Raw genomic sequence first — 21494 nt, 5'->3', positions numbered from 1 at the left:
GACTGCATCCTTCTATTTACGTTTCAATTTATACCTGAGTGTCTTCAAAGCGATGTGATGCGAAACGCTGCAAGCATTGCGCTCATTGCGTTGTCCCCCTTGATGTAATGTTCAATCAGCGTTTGGCAGCAGATGTGAGACCGACAAACATCTTGTTTCCTGCAGGATTCCCGGAATACCCTCGAAGATAGATAAAGAAAAATCTCCCCATCCTACCTTTACGGCAGAATAGGGAGATTTTATAATGCAGTGACTATATTGTTTTCAGCAACTTATTTCAGCAGTTCAGCCAATTTAGCAGCGATGTCATCACCACGCAAGTCGCGCGCAATGATAGTACCTTCCTGGTCAACCAATACTGTTGCAGGGATGGCACGTACACCGTACAACTTAGCACCTTCGCAAGCCCATCCTTTCAGGTCAGACATCTGAGCCCAAGTGATGTTCAGGTCTTTGATGGCACGTTTCCAAGCTTCTGCATCGTTATCCAAAGAAACACCTACGATACCGAAACCTTTTGCCTGGTAAGCCTTGTAAGCAGCCACTACGTTCGGCATTTCCTTACGGCAAGGTCCGCACCAGCTAGCCCAGAAATCAATCAAAGTATACTTGTTCTTTGATACGAAGTCTGACAGTTTAACTGTTTCACCTTCCGGAGTATTCATTGAGAAGTCAGTGTATTTCTGACCTACTGCAGTCTTGCTCAGGATTTCTACACGTTCTTTCAACTGCAGGATTTCCGGATTGTTTGTATAAGATGCAGGTACCTTACCCAGCAATTCCTTTACCTTGTCCAGTTCGAAAGCATCGGCGTAAGTAGCCAGCAACTGTACACCCATCAGGTTGCCGATGTTAGCTTCTACAGTTTCGCAAACCATTACGTTGTTCAGGCTGTCTTTCTGTGTCAGCTGTGCTTCCATTTCCTTCAACTGATCGTCAGTCAGTGTAGAGTCAGTACGCATAGTGCGGTAAATCTGATTCATTTCCTTGTTCATGGCAATGTATTTATCCATGAACTGCTGGTAAGCATCGTTGCACAATGTTCCGGATACCTTGTTGTTTCCGCGTTCCAGATGTACCTGAATGTTTCCGTTTTCCAGGAACACCATTGACAACAGGCGGAGGTTGTCTTTCATATAAGTTACATAACGGCTTACAGTAACTGAATCAGGAGTACCCTTGAATTCAAAAGCTCCCTGAGTTACTACCGCAGAGTCCAATTTCACCAATTCACCGTCTACCATATCCTGCAGGTAAACAACCTCACCATCTTTAATTCCTTCAGATGTACCTTTGATGGTATATCCGCTTTTTTCCTGGCAAGAAGCCAAAGCAAACACGCCGGCAGCAGCCAGCAACATCATTTTATTCATACCTTTTTTATTTAGTTGATTAATTAATGTGCGCAAAGATAGACTTTTTTTTGCCTAACGCAAAGCTTAACGAAAGAAGAATGGACAAAACATAGATGATTTTCATGATTCCGGTCTGTATGCCCAGACATTGCGTCAGACGGGTATATTCCAGGTCCCCGAAAAACTGTACCACGAAAAAAAGAGTGACGAAAAATTCGGGAAAACGGATGAAGCCGAAGGCCATTCCGCGGACAATGTCCTTGTCGGAATGATAGAAATCGACTGCATAGCCATAGACCAGTCCGGTGATACCCAGGATAGCAGAAAGTATGCAGGCACTCCCCTCCTGCAGCGGAGAATCTGATATCCCTCCGCTGATGCTTCGCAATCCTCCCCATGGCCCCCAGGCAAGTATTCCCCATAACAGCAGGATGATGATTCCGCAGACCGTCCCCATGAGCCAGGCTTTCAGTTCCCGCCGCGACAGTTGGCTTCTTTTCTTCAGCAACTTAAGACTTGCGGCACTCCATCCGGAGTGTACGGCCAGGCCGCCTCCGAGAAAGAGAATCATCATGTCGCCCAGGAAAGGTACGTTCAGGAAGGTATCTCCCACGGTACGCAACTTCCAGCGCAGGCCTTCGGCACTGAGCAGGTTGCGCACACCTTCCCATCCGTAGATGTTGCCTATCCAGGAAAGCAATACGACGACAACGGACAATACAAAGAACAGGGTAGCCGGATGTATGTAATGTCTATTCTTCATCGGGTTCCAGATTGTCTATGTCCAAAATTCTCAGTTCCAGGGCACGGGTAACCAGCCGGCAGGCATTGACTCCCGTACGTTCTTCTGGGCGGAACAGACGGCTGATCAGGTCATTCTGCCGCTTCTCGATGGATTTGATACCGAACGGCATCGCCCGCAGGTTGGTAATCATTTCCTTGGTATATCCCAGTGCAAGATGACGCAGCAGACGCTCGTCGTATTCGTCGATGTCATAGTGGATGATGGCTTCCTGCCGCTTTTGCTCGGCACATACCGACTGTTTGAAGCGTTCCACAATCTTTTCCAGGATCGGATAATTGAACACCAGTTTCTTTCCTGCCATCACCGCTTCCACATCGGTTGCCGTCAGCAGTTCTCCTGTCTTCAGGATAATACCGTCCGCTCCTGCCTGCAGGGCATCTACCCACAGTTTCTCATTCAGTACCTCACCGGTAAAGATCAGTACCTTCAAGGAAGGATGCTCCCGGTGCAGGCGGGCACAGATTTCCACACCGATGGTAGTGGAACCACCCAGTCCTAAGTCCAGCAAGACCATATCGGGCATCTGCTTGGCCAGCAGTTCCCAGAAATCGGCTTCTGTCATGGCCGTACCGATGACCTCTGCATTGGGAATTTCGTTTCTGAATATTTCTTCGGTGCCTTTCAGCTCCAGCTTGACATCTTCTACAATAATGACTTTAAATTTTTCCATAGTTATTTGTTTCTGTTTATTTTTTCAATGGGATGGTAAACCAGACGGTGAATCCGCCATCTCCGGCACTTTGAGCGTTGATGCGGCAGCCCCGGCATCCGGCGTATTCATCGTGTTCACGAATGATTTGCTTGCATATCAGATATTCCGTACCGACTAACTCTTTTCCGTTTTCCAGATAGATTTTCTCCTTCCGGGGATAGAAGAGCTCATTCAATTCCTCCTGAGAGAAGGTCCGGCGGTTATCCGTAAAGTCGAACCGTACAAACTGTCCGTCGGGACGCACACGAAGATGCAGTTGCCCGGATACCCGGTAACGGACGGCGTCATTTACCAGACTTTCCAGCAGAAGGAAGAGAAGTACCTTGTCTCCGCTCACCTTCAGGTCGGACGGCGCATCAATCGCAATCTCGATGCGCTCACTCAGTCTGGCAGTTGATTTCCGCAAATATTTGTGGACATGATCGCAAAGAAGGGTTACCGGAATCTCCGTGCGCCGGAAGGTTACCTCATCGAGCTGGCGTGCGGCACAGGAACTGAGCAAGGTAAAGATTTCCTTGTAATAACCGATCAGTTCTTCCACTTCTTCCAGACTCTTGCTTTCTTCATCCTTTCCTTCGGCCGTTTCAGCAGACAGTTTCTCGATGATCTGTTTGATTCGGTTCGGATAATAGATGGTCTCGTGCTTGATGGTAGACAGGCAATTGTCCAATACCATGTTCTGTACGTGGAGCATGTTTTCCTCGTAAATAATCCGCGAAGCATCGTCCTGAGCCAGTTCGATATCGTTGGATTTTCTCTTCACCCGGACCACTACCTGATAGAGCATGGCCGAAAGACAGCTCACCACCAGTTCCAGCAAGAGCTTGTCGGCTTCACGTACCGGCAGGTAGGTCGTCTTCACTGCCAGCGCCCCCATGCAGAAACGCTCATTTCCCAACTCCAGCAACAGAGGGAAAAGCAGCCAGTTGCCGTCGGCATAACAAGGTACGTCGGGGTGAGCGAACGCCCATTCCAACTGCTGGGTAATCCTCGGAGAAGGCTGCGACAGATAATGATATTGCAGGCTTGAGGTATCCTCGTCATTGATGACCATTGCCATGTCCGTAAAAGAGATAAGTTCCTTGATTTCATCTCCCAGTTTGTACAACAGCGACTGGAAGAAGGTTTCATCGGCCTTGTCGAATGTCTGTATGAACGAAGATATGGCTTTGTTGGCAATGAAGACCTGCTCCATCTGATAACGGTACTGCAGGCGCCGGCGGATAAACAGGATGTAGTATCCTCCCAGGCAAATCACTACCAGCAGCACCAGCAGGGTAATGGCAATCAGTTTGTTGCTGGCAGATTGCTGCATCTGACTGCAATACTGTTCCAGCGACCGGTCCTTGCTGATTTGCTTGTACAACGAAGTGTACACCATGTTATTGTAGTAATAAATGGCAAAATTCTTCAACGCCAGTCCGGCTACTGCTGCCTCGTTGCGCACATCCAGCAGAATGTAGTAATCGGTATCAAACTCATCTTCCAGCCATTGCTGCTCTGCCGCAGAGAAATCTTCGTTGTATATTTTCAGCAACGGAGCCTTCCGTCCGGAGGTAGCCAGGTAATGCGTGTTCATGTATTTGAATACACTGTCGGCAAAGACCAGGGCCTGGGCATATTCTCCGTCCACATTGCATTGATAAACCTTATTGGCATATTGGTTGGCCGTGTTCAGCAGCGTGTCGGCAGGCAAGGCAGAGGGAACTGCACTTTCGGGCTGGGTAAACGTACATCCCGTTCCTGCCAGCAATATCCATCCCCACAACAGCACTCCGATTCTTTTCATGCCTTTGGGGAGACGGAAACAGAAACGGCTTCCTTTTCCCAGAGCACTTTCAATAAAGAAGCGGCAGACTCCGAATACGGGATTGGTTTTCCGGTATTTCTCAATGATACCCTTGCAGTTCATCAACCCGAATCCGTGTCCTTTCTGCTTCTTCAAGACCGATGTATCTGCTGCATCTTCCATACCGATGGCAGACGAATCATATACTTTTTCATCCAGAATGTGGGAAATGTCCTTGGCAGACAGTCCGATACCAGTATCGGCAACCGATATCTCGATATAGTCTTCGGTCTCTTCGGCATAGATATGGATTTTCCCTCCTTCCGGCGTGTACTTACGGGCGTTTTCCGCCAGCGTATTAATCATAAACAATGTCAGTGCCCTGTCGGCCTTTACCACAGCATCGGTCGGAGTAATGAGCAACGTCTGATGCTTCGTCTCGTAGGCTCTCCGGCTCTTTTCAACCACCGCAAACAAAGGTTGCAACGGGAAACTCTCAATGTGAAGACTCAAGGCACCCTGACGGACTTTGATCCACAATGCCAATATCTCGTTATATTCATTGATCTGGGTAATCAGTTCATCGATGTAGGTAATCCGGTTGCGCTTTACCTCCTCGGTTCGGGTGAGCAGTTCCGTATTCAACTTGCGGGTTTCGTTGACGATACGGTCGATGTATGGCAGCATGCCGGTCACAATCGACAGACAGGCTTTCTTGACCGTATTCTTCCGCTTGTTCTCAATCAGATGCTGCTCGTGAACGTAATAATTCTTTTCCACCTGTTTGATTTCATCGTCAAGGCAAATGAGATTGACGCCGTTTTGCAAGGCCCATGCCACATACGGCAGAATCAGTTCCAGCATTTCCTGTTTCTCGCGGGAAAGCGGACCGGAAGAAATAAACCGGATCTTTCCTACGACTTTCTGACTTCCCGGAAGACGCAATTCCCTGGAATCCCATTCGCCGTTGTCTTCGACAGATTCTGACAGGACTTCATCCGATGTATCGTTCCAAACCGTTTCCTCTTCAGGCCCTATAAATCCTTCTTCCTCCTCACTCCGACAGCTTTCTTCATCGACTTCATCTTCCATCCCCTTATCAGATACCAGCTGAATCTCTATCTGCTTGAAATTGAAAAGCTGCTGCATATCGGCAGAGATAAAGTCTTTAATTGATTCAGACATTTCCAACGGGTCTTCTGTCTGTGCCGGGATCGAAGAAATGGTCTTTCTGCACAGTTCGAATACACTCTTCAACTGTTCCATGTAGCGCTGGTTCCGGCGCTTCCAGTATTTGTTCAATACGACAAACAAGAGCAATAAAGTGACCGCTCCCCCAGCCGCCAGAAGCAACAGGAAATTCAATTGCCTCATTTCCTTTCCCAAACTCTCGTAACGGCTTTCCAACGCCTTATCCTGTCGCGTATAATCCAGCAAATCCAGGTAAATGTTCCGGTTATAGTCCGATTCCAGTTTGCAGTCCATGGCAGAATACGTCCGGCTCAACTGTTCACGCAACCGGAGGATCCATTCGGGCACGGTCTTGATACCCTTGTTCTCCACCCACTGCAGTTCGACAGAGACATCCGAATACGGCACATAAGGCTGAAGACGGTCGGTAGAATCCGTACAGTGGTAGTATTTTTCGTGATGCAGGTTGACATACTGCAAGGCCGTATCCAGATTGTCCAGTGCCTTTCCCGGCTCTCCCAACGTATTGTAACAGGTCGCAATGGTACGGTACGTACCCGAAATCTGATACCAGTCCCCATATTGCTTGAACAGGCGAAGGGCCTCCTTGGCATAATGCAGCGACAGACTGTCGAGTGCCATGCCTTTATCGTTAATCAGGTGCAGCAGGGACGGTCTGCCCGACTGTATGATCTCCCGGTTTTTCCGGAATACAAGCAATTCGGCAATCCCCTGCAAGGCATTGGCTTCAAAATACACATATCCTCCCTTCCGGCTGGCCAGCAGACAACTGACCAGATAGTCCAGTTCACCCATCACTGTCTGGTCATAAGACTCGGCTTCGTACATGCCTCCCGAACCTCTCATGTATTCGTAATACAGGCGTTGTGCCTCGTCATTCTTGAGCATGGATTCCGTAATGGAATTGATGGATTCCATCGACTCCTTATGTTGCTGCAGATAATAGAAATAAACCCCGGAAACAATATAAAACTCCGAAAAGGCATAGTTGAGCCTTTTTTTCTCCTCCTCGTCCGTAATCAGGTCCTCGTCCTCCCGGATTCGGCTCATGTGACGAAGAGCCCGGTTGCGGTAATCGTAAAACTCCTTGTTCATCGAAGTGCGCTGACACACCTTCATCATGCCGACACAGGCTATCATGCTATCGATTTCATCGTTGCTGTCTTCCAGCACCCTCTGAAACAGTCGGATGGCATGCTCAAAATCCATACGCATGAAAGCACAAAATCCCATTTGATTCAATGCCCGCATCCGCAGTCCCGGAAATTTCTCCGCTTCCGAATAAGCCTTTGTAGCAGCCCTTGCCGAAGCCGCCATATCCTTGTACCGCAGGTCATAAGAAAGACGATTCAAAGAATCTACTTCCTGATACAGTACTTTATCGGTCTGTGAAGGAAGAAAGGGCAAGGAACAAAGCCCGATTCCCGATAACAGGACGAATGCATATATTATTCTTTTCATCATACTCTCTTTGCAGGTTATATAAATTCTCCGGTACACAAAGATACAAAGTTCTGACAGATACCGGTATAAAAACAAAAGAGATTACATCATTTTCCATCAATGATATAACCTCTTCTTCAGCCAACCGAAATAGCCATCTTATTTCTTTGATTCTTCCAAAGAAACTTTTCTGAATTCTTTCAGTACTTTTTCCAACTCTAAAGAAGCCTTGCGAGCACGAGTTCCAGCTGCTTTGTTTCCTTTTTCTGCTTGCAATTCAGCATCAGCTACCATTGCTTCGCTCAACTCTTTGATTTTTGCGATTAATTCATTCATAATTTTTTATTTAATTAGTTCTTATACAATCTCAAAGTAAATATAATTCACCCAATATCACACCCAACTTCGGCTTTTTTTTAAATAATTTAATATATCTAGTTCAATATATGAGAGAAGTTACTGATAAATCTGTAAGTCAGGCGGGAAAAAGGAATACCCGATCTCCTCCTGCATCCTTGTTTCCCACCCTTGTATTTCTCATTCTTATGTCAACTTATGGATAATCAGTCCTGAGCGGAGCTTCGGTTCGAACCAGGTCGTTTTAGGAGGCATGATGTTTCCCGTATCGGCAATATCCATCAGCTGCTTCATCGAAACCGGATACAGTGCCAGTGCCATTTTCATCTCACCGCTGTCCACCCGCTTCTGCAGTTCTCCCAATCCGCGTATGCCACCTACGAAATCAATCCGCTTGTCCGAACGGAGGTCCTTGATGCCCAAAATCTGATCCAGGATCAGATTCGATGAAATGGTTACGTCGAGCACCCCTATCGGATCCTGGTCATCGTACGTACCCGGCTTGGCAGTCAGACTGTACCAGTTTCCGCCCACATAAAGACCGAAGTTGTGCAATGCTACCGGCTTGTAGATCGCCGTACCCTTATTGACCACCTCAAAGTTTTCCTTCAGTTTGTCGATAAACGCTTCCACCGTCAGTCCGTTCAAATCCTTCACCACCCGGTTGTAGTCGATAATAGTCAACTGACTGGCCGGGAAGCAGACTGCCATAAAGTAATTGTATTCCTCGTCTCCCTTATGATCCGGATTCTGCTGCGCCTTCTCTGCACCCACCAAAGCCGCCGCTGCACTCCGGTGATGTCCATCCGCAATATAAAGAGCCGGCATGGCCTTAAACTTCTCCGTAATGGCCTCAATATCCTTCTCCTCGTCAATCACCCAGAAAGTATGGCCGAACCCGTCTCCAGGAGCAATAAAATCATATTCCGGCTGACGTGACGTATATTTAGCCACCAGCATATCCAGTTCCTTATCATCCGGATACGCAAAGAATACCGGTTCGATGTTCGCATTGTTCACACGCACATGCTTCATACGGTCCTCTTCCTTATCCCGGCGGGTAAGTTCGTGCTTCTTAATCACCCCATTCATGTAATCAGGCACATACGCCCCTACCACCAGTCCGTACTGAGTCTTTCCGTTCATGGTCTGGGCATATACATAGTAACACGGTTTCTCATCCTGCACCAGCCACCCCTTATCCTGAAACATCTGGAAATTCTCAGCAGCCTTTTTATATACCCTTTCATCATGCTCATCCGTACCAACGGGAAAATCGATTTCCGGGCGAATGATGTGATACAACGATTTCTCATTGCCCTCAGCCTCTGTGCGGGCTTCTTCAGAATTCAGTACATCATAAGGACGGGAAGCCACCTGTTCAACAAATTCTTTAGGTGGACGAATACCTCTAAATGGTTTAATAACAGCCATATTACATTAATGATTGAAGTTTAGCTTTAAGATTAAATACACGCATCATTCCCTCCTGAGAGAGAAAAACAAGGAGCATCCTTCTACGGGTACAGGCCTCCCCCCTACGGAGTTTTATACACACATTCCACGGAGAAGATTACAGTTAAGTCCTTCTGTCCAACGAGAAGATGCCCCCTGCCGCTATTGTTTCAGTAAATCATTTGTTTACCCGGAAACGTTCGTTGCCGTCTCTCAGGAAACCGACAATCTGACAAGCTGCCGCAATACCCGCATTGATATTGGCTTCTGCAGTCTGCGCACCCATCTTCTTTGGAGTAGAGAAATACCTTCCCGGGAAATGATCGGCAAATTCCTCATGATGAGCCGGCATAATATCCGTTACGTATTTGAAATCCGGACGGTCAGTCATCAGACGGATCAGATCAGCTTCGTTGATTACCTCCTTACGGGCCGTATTAATCAGCAAACCACCCTTAGGCATCAGGTTCACCAGGTCGTAATTGATTGAATTCCGTGTCTCAGCCGTAGCCGGAATATGGAGGGATACGATATTACATTCCTTATACAGTTCCTCGGCCGAATCAACCGCCTTCACTCCCTCAGCCTCGATGGCCTCCTTCGTGCAATACGCATCGTACGCATAGATATCCATACCCACTCCCTTCGCAATGCGTGCCACGTTTCTGCCCACATTACCAAAGGCATGTATACCCAGTTTCTTTCCCTTTAATTCGGTACCCGATTTTCCATCATAGAAGTTGCGTACCGCCATGATCATCAGACCAAACACCAGTTCAGCCACCGCATTCGAATTCTGTCCCGGAGTATTCATTACACATACCCCTTTCGCAGTCGCGGCCTCCAGGTCGATATTGTCATATCCGGCACCTGCCCGGACTACAATCTTCAGCTGATCAGCTGCCTGCAACACCTCTTTATCGATGATGTCACTGCGCACAATCATTGCATCGATTCCCTTTACCGCATCCAGCAACTGCTGTTTTTCTGTATATTTCTCCAGCAATACCAGTTCATAACCAGCGGCTTCCACTTCTTTGCGGATACCGTCGACAGCCACTTTTGCAAACGGCTTTTCTGTTGCTACCAATACTTTCATGACAATCAGATTTTAATAGAGCCAGCTACCTGAAGTCCGGATAAGGCGCAATGACAGTACCTCAAAGCCATTTTTCGTGACTGCGTCCGTATTGACCGTCTCATCCGATAAAAAATTTTAAAGACCATTTACTGAGGTACAGACCCTAGAAGTTAAAGAATTAGATTAAAATTTGTGGGGAATGCCATATCGGCAGATAAAGTAAAGATAAAAGGTATAAAAGGTGGATCTTCCAAGCGGTCCAGCCACTCTCCGATCCCCCTTTTTAACTAATCAGTTCGATTTATCAATGCATTTTTTCAAACTCCTGCATACATGCTACCAAAGCCTGTACACTTTCCAGCGGCATTGCGTTATAGCAGGAAGCACGGAATCCGCCTACAGAACGGTGTCCCTTGATTCCCACCATTCCCTTTTCTGTGGCAAATTTCAGGAAGTCAGCTTCCAGATCCTTGTACTCATCGCTCATTACGAAGCAGATGTTCATGTACGAACGGTCTTCCTTCACCACTGTACCGCGGAACAGTTTGTTGCGGTCGATTTCGGCATACAGCAAGTCGGCACGTTCTTTTGCACGGCGCTGCATTTCCTCTACTCCACCTTCCGCCTTGATCCAGCGCAATGTCTGCAAAGCCGCATAGATAGGCACTACCGGAGGAGTATTGAACATAGAACCCTTGTCCACGTGTGTCTGATAGTTCAGCATGGTCGGGATATGACGGGAAACCTTACCCAATGCATCATTACGCACTACCACGAACGTTACACCTGCAGGAGCCAGATTCTTCTGTGCGCCACCATAGATACAGATGTATTTCGATACATCAACCGGGCGGGAGAAAATATCCGAAGACATATCAGCCACCATCGGAACACCCACGTTCAGGTCTTCGTGCAATTCCGTACCGTAAATCGTATTGTTCGTGGTGATATGGAAATAATCCACATCGGCAGGAACCTCATAATCCTTCGGAATATAAGTATAACCCTGAGCCTCTGAAGAAGCCACCTCTACCACTTCACCGAATGCCTTGGCCTCCTTGATTGCTTTCTTGGCCCAAGTACCTGTATTTAGATAAGCCGCTTTCTTTTCCAGAAAATTGTAAGGAACCATACAGAACTCCATGCTCGCACCGCCGCCGAGGAAAAGCACAGAATATCCTTCCGGGATATTCAGAAGTTCCTTAAACAAGGCCACAGCTTCGTCCACAACCGGTTGAAAGTCTTTAGCGCGGTGACTGATTTCCATCAACGAAAGTCCCGAACCGTTATAATCAAGAATAGCCTGAGCCGTTTTTTCGATCACTTCGCGAGGCAGAATAGAAGGTCCCGCATTAAAATTATGTTTTTTCATTTGGAAGTTTGTTTTGGTTAAACATCTTGTTCATTCTTACAATTGCGAATTTAGTGATTATTTTTAGACTTCCAAAAGTTTAGGTAAGAATTTTCTATTATATCGCGTACTTTTCTTACTTTTATGCATAAAAAAAAGGTATTTAGTTTCAAATTGACACATAAATACCTTTCCTATAAAATATTCTTATAGTTCCCTGCTTGCTTCCGTATAGTTTAGTATCACAAAGATATCATTTTGCAGGTTCTATCAAAGTCTTTACCCCCTTAATCTTTTCATTTTGTATCAGTTTTAACGTTTGTTTAGCCTTTTTCCGGGAGATAGCCGCAAAAGCGTAATGATCTTTTACATCGATGCGTCCCACTTCCTCCTTGCCGAGCCCTCCTTTTTTGGAAAGGAATCCTACGATATCAATCTTGTTGATCTTGTCTTTCTTCCCTTTTCCGATGTACAATGTCACAAACTCAGGCATTCCGGGAGCCGGCACTTTTTCGGGCAGTTCGTACACTTCCACCGGCAACTTCACGTATTCCGGCAGGGTTTCTTCCTCATGCAGAATCACAAAGGCCTTACCCTCTGCTTCCCACCGTGCCGTACGTCCGTTGCGGTGCACGAATCCCTCTTGCGACTGCGGCAGGTGATAATGTACCACGTTGTCAATGTCTGGAATATCCAGTCCGCGGGCAGCCAGGTCGGTTGAGATAAATACGTGGCAACTTCCGTTGCGGAATTTGTACAACGCCCTTTCCCTATCGTCCTGTTCCATTCCTCCATGGAATACCTCACAGAAGACTTTCATCGACCGCAAATACTTTCCGATACGGTCAGCACTTTCCCGGTGATTGCAGAAAACGATGGTCGATTCATTACCCAGACAGCACAACAGACGATAGAGGGTCTCCAGCTTGTCCTTTGCCGGCGAATTCACCTGATACAGATGCAAGCGTTCCTCCGTCTCCTGCTTCCGGTCCAGGAAATCCAGTCTGACCGTCCGGTTCAAGCCCGTAAACTGCGGAATCTCCTCTGCGTCCGTAGCCGACAGCAAAAACCGCCTTTTCAGTCCCGTGAGTTTGGAAATCACCTCCTCCATTTCCTCCTGGAATCCCAGTTCCAGACATTTGTCGAACTCGTCGATTACCAGCAGGCGGACCTTTCCTCCTTCAATATTCTGCTTTCCCAGATGGTCATTCATTCGTCCCGGCGTACCGATGATTACCGTCGGATTGAGCGCTTTCATCGTACGATGTTCCTCCATAGCCGGACGTCCTCCGTAACAACTCATCACCCCGAATCCGGTTCCCATGGCCTTGAATACCTGCTCTATCTGCAGGGCAAGCTCACGCGACGGTGCCAGTACCACCGCCTGCACTCCCTTCACTTCAGGATTGAGGGCACTCACCAGCGGCAACAGGTAGGCAAGGGTCTTTCCCGATCCCGTAGGCGAAAGCAGAATCATGTCCCCTCCCTGTTTGAACAGCGTGAGGGCCTGGCGCTGCATCTCGTTCAACTCATTTATTTTGAGGTTATTCAATATCTCTTGTACGTTCATATAGACAACTGTTTTTTTAATTAGACGGAATCAATCTCACCGGGAATCCCGTAGATCATAGAAAATAAGGAGTAAAGATAAGGTCCGAAAACAGACAAAGTGGAGACCTTCCCTTTTTCCGGGAAACACCCCACTCTGCCTTTATCCTTGTATCCGGCGGCAACAACCTTGCCGTCAGCCGGCAAAATTATTCTACATACAGCACCAGTCCCTTCAGGTACTCTCCTTCCGGATGATAGATATTTACAGGATGGTCACCCGGCTGCGTCAGCTGATGCAGGATGCGTACGCTTCTTCCGCTCTGTGCAGCTGCCGTAAATACCGCATTCCGGAAATTCTCCTTGCTTACTACCTGAGAGCAGGAGAAGGTGAACAGGATACCTCCCGGACGAATCTTTTCGAAAGCCTTGGCATTCAGTTTGGTATATCCGCGCAGGGCATTACGCAATGCATCCCGGTGCTTGGCAAAGGCTGGCGGGTCCAGGATGATCAGGTCGTACTGGTCGCCCATGCGGTCCAGGAACTTGAAAGCATCCTCTGCAAACGCCTGATGACGCGGGTCGCCCGGGAAATTCAGTTCCACATTTTCATTGGTCAGGTCAATCGCCTTGGCCGAGCTGTCTACCGAATGTACCAGGTTGGCTCCTCCACGCATGGCATAGAATGAGAATCCCCCCGTATAGCAGAACATGTTCAACACGTTGCGTCCCTTCGCATATCGTTCAAGCAGACTGCGGTTTTCCCGCTGGTCCACAAAGAAACCGGTCTTCTGTCCCTTCAGCCAGTCCACATGGAACTTCAGTCCGTTCTCCATGGCAATGTTCTCAGGACTTCCTCCCTTCATAAAGCCGTTTTCCGTAGCCAGCAGGTCGGCCTTGAACGGCAATGTCGTTTCCGACTTATAATAAATGTGCTGGATTACATCACCCATCACCTCCGACAAGGCATCGGCAATCTCCATCCGGTACACGTGCATACCGGCCGAGTGCGCCTGCATGACCGCCGTATGGTCGTATACATCAATGATCAGTCCCGGCAGGTTGTCTCCCTCCCCATGCACCAGACGATAGGTATTGTTGTTCGGATTTCCCAGTACCCCCAATGCACGGCGCAGGTCCTTGGCCACCTCCAGACGGCGCTTCCAGAAATCACGGTCGATTACCTCCTGACGGAAAGTAAGCACACGCACGGCGATACTTCCAATCTGGAAATGTCCGCAAGCCACAAATTCCTTTTTCGATGTATATACATCTACCACTTCTCCTTCTTCAGGCTCGCCTTCCACCTTGGCGATGGCTCCCGAGAACACCCACGGATGGAAACGCTTCAGCGATTCCTCCTTACCGGGTTTCAAATATACTTTCTTGTATGACACTATATTCGGTTATTTTGATGATTACAAAATGATCTTTATTGATATAGGAGGGATTCCGTCAGACCGCCTTCTCTGCGGCTTCCTCTACCTTCTGCACGTGGAAGCCGCCGCGACTCCGGAGATCTTCCAGGTACGTATAGATTTCCACGCATGCCCAGGCATCCGTAGCCGCATACAACTGCTGTGCTTCCGTCAGCGTTTCTGCCTCCCAGTTCGACAACCGCTGGCTCTTTGAAATCTTCTTCGAGAACAGCAGTGCGAAAATCTTCTGCAGACTCTTCTCCTCGATTCCGTACCGCGGCACATAGTCCTGCAGTTCCACCCAGTTGCCGTTGCGCGGATCCTTCTGGTTGCGCCGGCGAAGCATGGCAAAATCATCCTTCAGCGAAAGCCCCACCTTCAGGACATCATTCAACAGAAAATCTTCCAGAAAATCAGGCAATCCCAAATGATTCAGACGAAACAAAAAACAAGTATCCCGTGTCGACACCTGCAGGAGGGCGACCTTATGGGTCATTCCTTTCTTAAACGAAGGGCGGGTTTCCGTATCCACTCCCACAATGGCATGGGTGTTCAGATAATCTACCGCCTTGCGTGCCTCACTCTCGGTATAGATTACGAAAATCCGTCCCGGGAAATGCACCTTTTCCATTTCGGCCACAGCCTGTTTTGATATTTTATTGTACAATACAACCATTTATCTCAATGTAGTACTTTCTTTTCTTAAATTCCTAACTTGTTTCCAATAATTATACCCAGATATTACTATTACTCCCAGCGGTCACCGCTGCCGTCGTCCTCACCGGCCTCCAGTCCTTCGTACAGGTCTTCCTCCGTACAGTCATTGTCCATTCCGGCAAACGGTTCTTCTCCGTAGTCCTCTTCTTCCTCGTTCTCACCCGAGTGCGAGAACTTCACTTCATGCAATGCCCGCATCACGTTCACCAGTCTCTGTCCCCAGAATTCGGCAAACTGCTCGGCACAGATAACCAGCGCATCATTCATCGTCTGGTCGAGTCCCAGCTGATACACGCAGATAAAATCCTTCAGCGGCTGGTAGATATCGGCCAGGTTCTCCGAAATATTCTGTTTGATGGGAGTCTCACAGAAAGCCATGTCATCCAGGAACACATCCAGATAATCGTCCTTCTCTCCCATTACCGCAGCAATCATGGAGCGAACCCGCTCGTAATCCCCCTCGGTGACAAACTTCTCCGGATCAAAGTCGTCCAGACGCTCTCCCTTCGGCAACAGCAATGCCTTCAGGTACAACAGCGGAAGAAGCTTCAGGGCCGTATCCACAAACTTGCGGCGCGGCTGTTCGTTCGCTCTTTCCAAAAAGCCACAGCACTCGGCTGCTACAGTAACAAATTCAACGGTATTCTTATCAAATATGATTGTGTGGTTCTTTTCCATCTTTCCAGAATTTATTATGCAAAGATATGAAAAAAATATGGGGTAAAAAAAATATTTGTATTTTTGCGTACATAAACTTAACAGGTAGGTTCACATCTAATAAATCATAAGGGAATAAACGAAAAGACATGAAGAAAAAAACAGACAATAAACTGGGCGGGATGAAAAATGAAACTGCCCAGAAAGTGGTAACTGCCATAAAAAGTGAGACAGCGCGTTTTGTATTCGGACTGCTGTTCGTAATCTTCGGCGTGTATATGCTGCTGGCTTTCAGTTCGTTCTTCTTTACCGGGGGCAACGACCAGAGCATCCTGTCTCATCCGAATCCCGGAGAACTGCTCGAAACCGGGAACCGTATTCAGAACTATGCCGGAGCCCGGGGCGCCCAGTTGGCGGAATTCCTGATCAACGACTGTTTCGGTATTTCGGCTTACTTCATCATTGTATTCCTGATTGTAGCAGGAATGAAACTCATCAAGGCTTACGATTTCGTCTTATGGAAATGGTTTGCCGGATGTTCGGTCCTGATGATCTGGCTTTCCATCGCCCTGGGATTTGCTTTCGGAGGCTTGCTCGAAAATTCCTTCCTCTACCCGGGCGGACGGCACGGATACAATGTGAGCGAATGGATCTGTTCGCAGATCGGTACGCCCGGACTGGTGCTCTTCCTTCTGGCTACCATCATTCTGATTGCACTCTTCTTCTCCCGGAAGACGATTGACTTTATCCGCCGGATTTTCCATATCGACCTGCCGTTCAAGAAAGGAAAGCAGGATGACGGTCCTGCAGGTCCGGCTGATGAGGGTCCGGAACCGCAGGCAGCATCGGATGAAGAGAAGGAAGAAGAGGCTGCAATGCGTTTGCAGCATCCGGAACCGAAGGTTATGACTCCTCATCGCCGTGCGGAAGAAGACATGATGGAAGAAGAAGAGGAACTTCAGCAGGAAGAGGAAGAAGAGGAAAAGCCGGTGGAAGTGGAACTGCCCATTGAGAAAAAGCCGTTGCATACTCCCGATTTTCCGGTAGAAAAAGAAGTGCAGCCTAAAGAGGCACAGGGAATAAAGGAAGCGGAGACTGTGGAAGCAGAACCGGCTTTTGAAATCAGCAAAACTGCCAGCGAAGACGACATGGAGTACCGGGGCGATATCACCCAGCCGTACAACCCGCGTCTGGACCTGGAACATTACCGTTTCCCGACACTGGACTTGCTCAACTCTTATCAGGATACGCACGAGCCGACCATCGACATGGAGGAGCAGAATGCCAACAAGAACCGCATCATTCAGGTGTTGCGGAGCTTCGGAATTGAAATCAGTTCCATCAAGGCCAGCGTGGGACCTACCATCACGTTGTATGAGATTACTCCGGCCGAAGGAGTCCGCATCTCCAAGATCCGTAACCTGGAAGACGACATCGCACTGAGCCTTTCGGCTCTGGGTATCCGTATCATCGCCCCTATCCCGGGTAAGGGAACCATCGGTATTGAAGTACCGAACGCCAATCCGCGCATCGTACCCATGAGTTCCATTCTTGCCAGCAAGAAGTTCCAGGAAACCAACTTCGAACTGCCGGTGGCATTGGGAAAGACCATTACCAACGAAGTCTTCATGGTCGATCTGGCCAAGGCTCCCCATATGCTGGTAGCCGGTGCTACCGGACAGGGTAAGTCAGTCGGTCTGAATGCGATTGTGACCTCACTGCTGTACAAGAAGCACCCCAGTGAACTGAAGTTCGTCATCATCGACCCGAAGAAAGTGGAATTTGCCATCTATGCTCCGATTGAGAAACATTTCCTTGCGAAACTGCCCGACGGAGAGGATGCCATCATCACCGACGTGACAAAGGTCGTGCAGACGCTTAACTCCCTCTGTATTGAGATGGACACCCGTTACGACCTGCTGCGGAAAGCCGGATGCCGAAACATCAAGGAGTACAATGCCAAGTTCATCTCCCGTCAGCTTAATCCGGAGAACGGACACCGTTTCATGCCTTACATCGTCATCATCATCGATGAGTTCGGTGACCTGATCATGACAGCCGGCAAGGAAGTGGAGCTCCCGATCTGCCGTATCGCACAGCTGGCACGTGCCGTAGGTATCCACGCCATCATCGCTACCCAGCGTCCGACAACCAATATCATTACGGGTACCATCAAGGCCAACTTCCCGGCACGAGTGGCTTTCCGTGTGGCTTCCATGATGGACTCACGTACCATCCTCGACCGTCCGGGTGCCCAGCAGCTGATCGGAAAGGGAGACATGCTCTACTTGCAGGGCAACGATCCGGTCCGTGTACAGTGTGCCTTCGTCGATACTCCGGAAGTGGAAAGAATCGCCGACTACATCAGTCACCAGCAGGGTTACCCGACTGCCTTCATGCTGCCTGAATACGTAGACGAGAATGCCGAAAGCAGCGGTGCCGCCGATGTGGACATGAACCGCCTGGACCCGATGCTGGAGGAAGCTGCCCGCTTGCTGATCTATCACCAGCAAGGTTCGACTTCACTCATCCAGCGCAAGTTCTCTATCGGTTACAACCGTGCAGGCCGTATCATGGACCAGCTGGAACGCCTGGGTATCGTAGGACCGGCCAACGGCAGTAAGGCGCGCGAAGTGCTTTGCATGGACGAAAACGACCTGCAGATGCGACTGAGCGGAGCCAAGGGATAAGCTTGCAAGGAAAGCCTCTTACGAGAGGAGTCGCCAAACATTATCCAAGAATTGGAAATACATAAAGAAAGATTTTGAAACGCATAAAGAAGCGTACACCCAAAGGCCGCCATCTTTTTTCAAAACGTGGCGGCCTTTTCCAAAAACCTGGCGATGTTTTACCTGAAACTTCTTTATGCGTGACAATATATTATTCGAGAGAAAATAAAACATATCAATATCCAAAACTGAATTTTATGAAACGAAACCATACGATGATTCTTGCCGGTCTGGGATTGTTCTTTTGTGCGGCCCAGCCCATGGCAGCAACTGCTCCCGAGGCTCTTTTGCCGGCAGTACCGGCAGCGGGAGCCAATACGCAGGCACAGGACATTCTCTCACGAACTTCGCAGGCTTACCGTCAGGCCGGAAGTGTGAAGATGACTTTCGGCGGCAGTCAGCAAGGGGAACTTTGGTTGAAAGGCGACCGTTTTTACCTGAACTGCGGAGGTGTAGAAAGCTGGTTCGACGGAAAGACCCAGTGGAGCTACGTAGCCAGCAACGAGGAGGTAACCGTATCCACCCCTACCCCGGAGGAACTGCAAAGCATCAATCCGTTTGCCCTGCTCAACCAGATCCAGACCCAGTTCCACAGTCAGTATGTCGGAGAGGTTAAGGAGAATGGAAAGAGCGGAAAGAAACTGCAGCTGACTCCCCTCCACAAGGGTGACGTGACGGCAATGACGCTGGTGGTCTCTTCCACATATGAGCCTGTTTCCATCCGTATCAAACTGGACAATGGTGAGGAACAGTATTTCTCCGTGAAGACTTACCGCACGCACCAGAACCTGCAGGATGCCCAGTTCCGGTTCCCTTCCAGCAAATATCCGCATGCGGAAGTCATCGACATGAGATAAAATCTTTACCTGCAATGATAGCATCAATGGAAACTTACCAAGCAGTAGTTCATTGGAAGTAGCTATAAAAAAATCCGCTGATTTCGGGATATTCAGTAAATGTCCCTAAAACGTAAGATGGCATATAAAGTCGATAGAGTATAATCACTTTATATGCCATTATTATTGCCCTTTTTCTGCGTTTTTTCATATTAATCCAATTTTTTGGACATGACGTTTTGGAAGAAGTCTGATGACCTCTTCTTATCCTGTCTGTAAATTCATGTCATGCCGCTTTATCCGATCGGTTCCTGATCTTGTCTATCATCAGTATGGCATTTGCCGTATGTATTCCAAAGAAAATCCACAGGATTTCCGTCTTCCTGTTCCGTGCCTTTATCCTTGAGAGAGAATAATGCTGCTTTTGAGTACCGAAGCTTCCTTCAAGCCGGGTGGCCCTTTCTTTTGAGAGTTCACTTCTGAGTACCTTCCTCAAGGACTCATCCTTTGCCGCCCTTCCCTTGCGCACAAATGAAGTGGATATTCCATATTTCGTACAAAACTTTCTGTTGGCATTATTGGCGTATATGGAGTCTGCAGCCACACATTTAACCCTCACATTCATGAGCTTCTGCTGCATACGGATACAGTCTTTCAGGCGTATACCTTCATTGAATGCCTTGAACGAGAGATGTTCGATGAATGATATACCGTCTATCTGTATGTTGTTAACCTTTGCACCGAATTCAACAGATTTTGTTTCCTTTCCTCTTACTATTGGACGTACATAATGACGGTCAATGCTGACGATGCGGTCACAGACTTTACGTTCTTCAAACATTTCCTTTTCCTGTACAAGAACCTTTCTGATGATGGAAAGACGCTTATGGTAATCCTGGGTATACCGGAGCAAGGTTCCGTACTCGCTATGAATCTCATCCCTCTGTATGAGGAGTTTTTCAAGAAGTCTGATCATACGACGCTTGAGCATTCTTGTCCTTGAAGCCTTCCTTTTTCTTTTCTTGCAGTAGGACAGATAGGACTCCGCTACATTACTGTATTTGTTGCGGGGACGTCTTATGCCAAGCTCCCCACAATGCCTGCAGATACATCTGTAGAGCCATTCGAGGCTTTCCCATAGGAGTTTCATGTCCGTAGGAAAACGCATGTGGCTCTCATAGCATGTGGCATCGGTCATGCAGACATGAAGGTTGTCAAGATAAGGTTTCCAGTGTGAAGCCAGGACTTCCTGTAGGGAGTCAATATCAAGACGTGATGCCATCTCATTACGGATAGCACTGACTATCTTGTAGTTGGTTATGGGAAAAGAAGGATCTATCATGATTCCGCAGAACATCTGGTAGTGTATGTTTCCGTTTAGATGTTCCACCAGTTGCCTGTCAGAGAATCCGGTGTATGCCTTTAGGACCATAATGGCAATCTTTGCAGAAGGGGTGAAAATGTTCCTGCGTCCAAGACGCTGTTCAGACAGGCCGATGCCTTTCGCCATACTCTCAAACGGGAACACTGAGTGAAGCCTGCCCAGTTCACTCTCGTTAAAACTCTTGCGATATTTTTCCAGAACATCAAATTCTGTAAAGCCCAAAGTAGGGTGAATTTCCGAAATATTTTGTATCTTAGCCATATCTTTGTTGGGGAATTTCCCCCGTTTTGGCTGCCAAACCTTATTTGCGGGGGAATACCTAAAGATACAAAAAAGCCAGCTAATTCGCAATACTTTGTGTATGAATTAGTTGGCTAATTTTATACTATTTACTGAATGTCCCGATTTCAGCGGATTTTTTTGTTTGTCTAAATTTCCAATACGACAGATAGGAACTGTTATTCTCTGTTTTTCTTTCTATAAAAGCAATAGAATAAATAACTTACACTTATTCATTGTAAGCATTGTATATTAATTAAACGTTGTACTTTTGTATAAAGTTTCAACATCAAAGTGTGGAATAAGACCGACGTAAGCTTAGTCATTTAGATTGTTTCGAATGTTCAGCCCCCACACTTTTACATC

General features: G+C 47.9%; 15 protein-coding genes. 2 read left to right on the top strand and 13 right to left on the bottom strand.

Features of this window, described 5'->3' with window-relative positions; all coding sequences use genetic code 11:
• Window positions 1-272: 272 nt before the first annotated feature.
• The 12 genes from H3001_RS00625 to H3001_RS00570 all read right to left on the bottom strand — a co-directional run bounded on the left by H3001_RS00625 (window position 273) and on the right by H3001_RS00570 (window position 15921).
• The gene (locus H3001_RS00625; RefSeq protein WP_181213770.1) at window positions 273-1373 is read right to left on the bottom strand and encodes a TlpA disulfide reductase family protein; all 1101 of its coding nucleotides are present in this window, start codon (window positions 1371-1373) and stop codon (window positions 273-275) included.
• A 19-nt stretch (window positions 1374-1392) separates the two neighbouring features.
• Entirely contained in the window at window positions 1393-2118 is a 726-nt protein-coding gene (locus tag H3001_RS00620) for an AbgT family transporter (protein ID WP_181213769.1), read from the bottom strand.
• Window positions 2108-2830 (bottom strand): DUF5932 domain-containing protein, encoded by a 723-nt coding sequence (locus H3001_RS00615; protein ID WP_181213768.1) that lies wholly within the window; start codon window positions 2828-2830, stop codon window positions 2108-2110. Before H3001_RS00615 ends, H3001_RS00620 begins: the two co-directional genes overlap by 11 nt.
• Window positions 2831-2846: 16 nt before the next feature.
• Complete coding sequence (locus tag H3001_RS00610) at window positions 2847-7337, bottom strand: DUF5113 domain-containing protein (RefSeq protein ID WP_181213767.1); 4491 nt, start codon at window positions 7335-7337, stop codon at window positions 2847-2849.
• 138 nt (window positions 7338-7475) lie between these two features.
• Window positions 7476-7652: a histone H1 gene (locus H3001_RS00605; protein ID WP_181213766.1), complete on the bottom strand. Its 177-nt coding sequence runs from the start codon at window positions 7650-7652 to the stop codon at window positions 7476-7478.
• Window positions 7653-7859: 207 nt separating this feature from the next.
• Window positions 7860-9107, bottom strand: a complete 1248-nt coding sequence (locus tag H3001_RS00600; protein ID WP_181213765.1) for a DUF1015 domain-containing protein — start codon at window positions 9105-9107, stop codon at window positions 7860-7862.
• A gap of 199 nt (window positions 9108-9306) precedes the next feature.
• The gene (locus H3001_RS00595) at window positions 9307-10227 is read right to left on the bottom strand and encodes an NAD(P)-dependent oxidoreductase (protein WP_181213764.1); all 921 of its coding nucleotides are present in this window, start codon (window positions 10225-10227) and stop codon (window positions 9307-9309) included.
• A 286-nt stretch (window positions 10228-10513) separates the two neighbouring features.
• The gene (gene serC, locus H3001_RS00590; RefSeq protein WP_178243435.1) at window positions 10514-11581 is read right to left on the bottom strand and encodes a 3-phosphoserine/phosphohydroxythreonine transaminase; all 1068 of its coding nucleotides are present in this window, start codon (window positions 11579-11581) and stop codon (window positions 10514-10516) included.
• 232 nt (window positions 11582-11813) lie between these two features.
• Window positions 11814-13130, bottom strand: coding sequence for a DEAD/DEAH box helicase (locus tag H3001_RS00585; protein WP_178243436.1), 1317 nt, complete (start codon window positions 13128-13130; stop codon window positions 11814-11816).
• A gap of 187 nt (window positions 13131-13317) precedes the next feature.
• The gene (locus H3001_RS00580) at window positions 13318-14505 is read right to left on the bottom strand and encodes a class I SAM-dependent rRNA methyltransferase (RefSeq protein WP_181213763.1); all 1188 of its coding nucleotides are present in this window, start codon (window positions 14503-14505) and stop codon (window positions 13318-13320) included.
• A gap of 58 nt (window positions 14506-14563) precedes the next feature.
• On the bottom strand, window positions 14564-15202 hold the full coding sequence (locus H3001_RS00575) for a 3'-5' exonuclease (RefSeq protein ID WP_178243438.1): 639 nt from the start codon (window positions 15200-15202) through the stop codon (window positions 14564-14566).
• A 71-nt stretch (window positions 15203-15273) separates the two neighbouring features.
• A complete protein-coding gene (locus H3001_RS00570; protein WP_178243439.1) occupies window positions 15274-15921 on the bottom strand; it encodes a DUF5063 domain-containing protein in 648 nt (215 codons plus the stop codon).
• A gap of 128 nt (window positions 15922-16049) precedes the next feature.
• Between H3001_RS00570 and H3001_RS00565 the strand changes: the two genes are divergently transcribed.
• Both H3001_RS00565 and H3001_RS00560 read left to right on the top strand, forming a co-directional pair.
• Window positions 16050-18590, top strand: a complete 2541-nt coding sequence (locus H3001_RS00565; protein WP_181213762.1) for an FtsK/SpoIIIE family DNA translocase — start codon at window positions 16050-16052, stop codon at window positions 18588-18590.
• 236 nt (window positions 18591-18826) lie between these two features.
• A complete protein-coding gene (locus H3001_RS00560) occupies window positions 18827-19486 on the top strand; it encodes a LolA family protein (RefSeq protein WP_246368298.1) in 660 nt (219 codons plus the stop codon).
• Between the two features lie 265 nt (window positions 19487-19751).
• Here H3001_RS00560 and H3001_RS00555 read toward each other — a convergent pair whose 3' ends face one another.
• Entirely contained in the window at window positions 19752-21110 is a 1359-nt protein-coding gene (locus H3001_RS00555) for a transposase (RefSeq protein WP_181213761.1), read from the bottom strand.
• Window positions 21111-21494 lie beyond the last annotated feature (384 nt).

This window comes from Phocaeicola faecicola, assembly GCF_013618865.1.
GTDB classification, from domain to species: Bacteria; Bacteroidota; Bacteroidia; order Bacteroidales; family Bacteroidaceae; genus Phocaeicola; species Phocaeicola faecicola.
Note: the sequence above shows the minus strand (reverse complement) of the source record. Positions and strands in the feature narration are given on the sequence as shown.

Coding starts and splice junctions, on each gene's coding strand:
- H3001_RS00625 (WP_181213770.1), bottom strand. CDS start 1,373: ATGAATAAAATGATGTTGCTGGCTGCTGCCGGCGTGTTTGCTTTGGCT.
- H3001_RS00620 (WP_181213769.1), bottom strand. CDS start 2,118: ATGAAGAATAGACATTACATACATCCGGCTACCCTGTTCTTTGTATTG.
- H3001_RS00615 (WP_181213768.1), bottom strand. CDS start 2,830: ATGGAAAAATTTAAAGTCATTATTGTAGAAGATGTCAAGCTGGAGCTG.
- H3001_RS00610 (WP_181213767.1), bottom strand. CDS start 7,337: ATGATGAAAAGAATAATATATGCATTCGTCCTGTTATCGGGAATCGGG.
- H3001_RS00605 (WP_181213766.1), bottom strand. CDS start 7,652: ATGAATGAATTAATCGCAAAAATCAAAGAGTTGAGCGAAGCAATGGTA.
- H3001_RS00600 (WP_181213765.1), bottom strand. CDS start 9,107: ATGGCTGTTATTAAACCATTTAGAGGTATTCGTCCACCTAAAGAATTT.
- H3001_RS00595 (WP_181213764.1), bottom strand. CDS start 10,227: ATGAAAGTATTGGTAGCAACAGAAAAGCCGTTTGCAAAAGTGGCTGTC.
- serC (WP_178243435.1), bottom strand. CDS start 11,581: ATGAAAAAACATAATTTTAATGCGGGACCTTCTATTCTGCCTCGCGAA.
- H3001_RS00585 (WP_178243436.1), bottom strand. CDS start 13,130: ATGAACGTACAAGAGATATTGAATAACCTCAAAATAAATGAGTTGAAC.
- H3001_RS00575 (WP_178243438.1), bottom strand. CDS start 15,202: ATGGTTGTATTGTACAATAAAATATCAAAACAGGCTGTGGCCGAAATG.
- H3001_RS00570 (WP_178243439.1), bottom strand. CDS start 15,921: ATGGAAAAGAACCACACAATCATATTTGATAAGAATACCGTTGAATTT.
- H3001_RS00565 (WP_181213762.1), top strand. CDS start 16,050: ATGAAGAAAAAAACAGACAATAAACTGGGCGGGATGAAAAATGAAACT.
- H3001_RS00560 (WP_246368298.1), top strand. CDS start 18,827: ATGAAACGAAACCATACGATGATTCTTGCCGGTCTGGGATTGTTCTTT.
- H3001_RS00555 (WP_181213761.1), bottom strand. CDS start 21,110: ATGGCTAAGATACAAAATATTTCGGAAATTCACCCTACTTTGGGCTTT.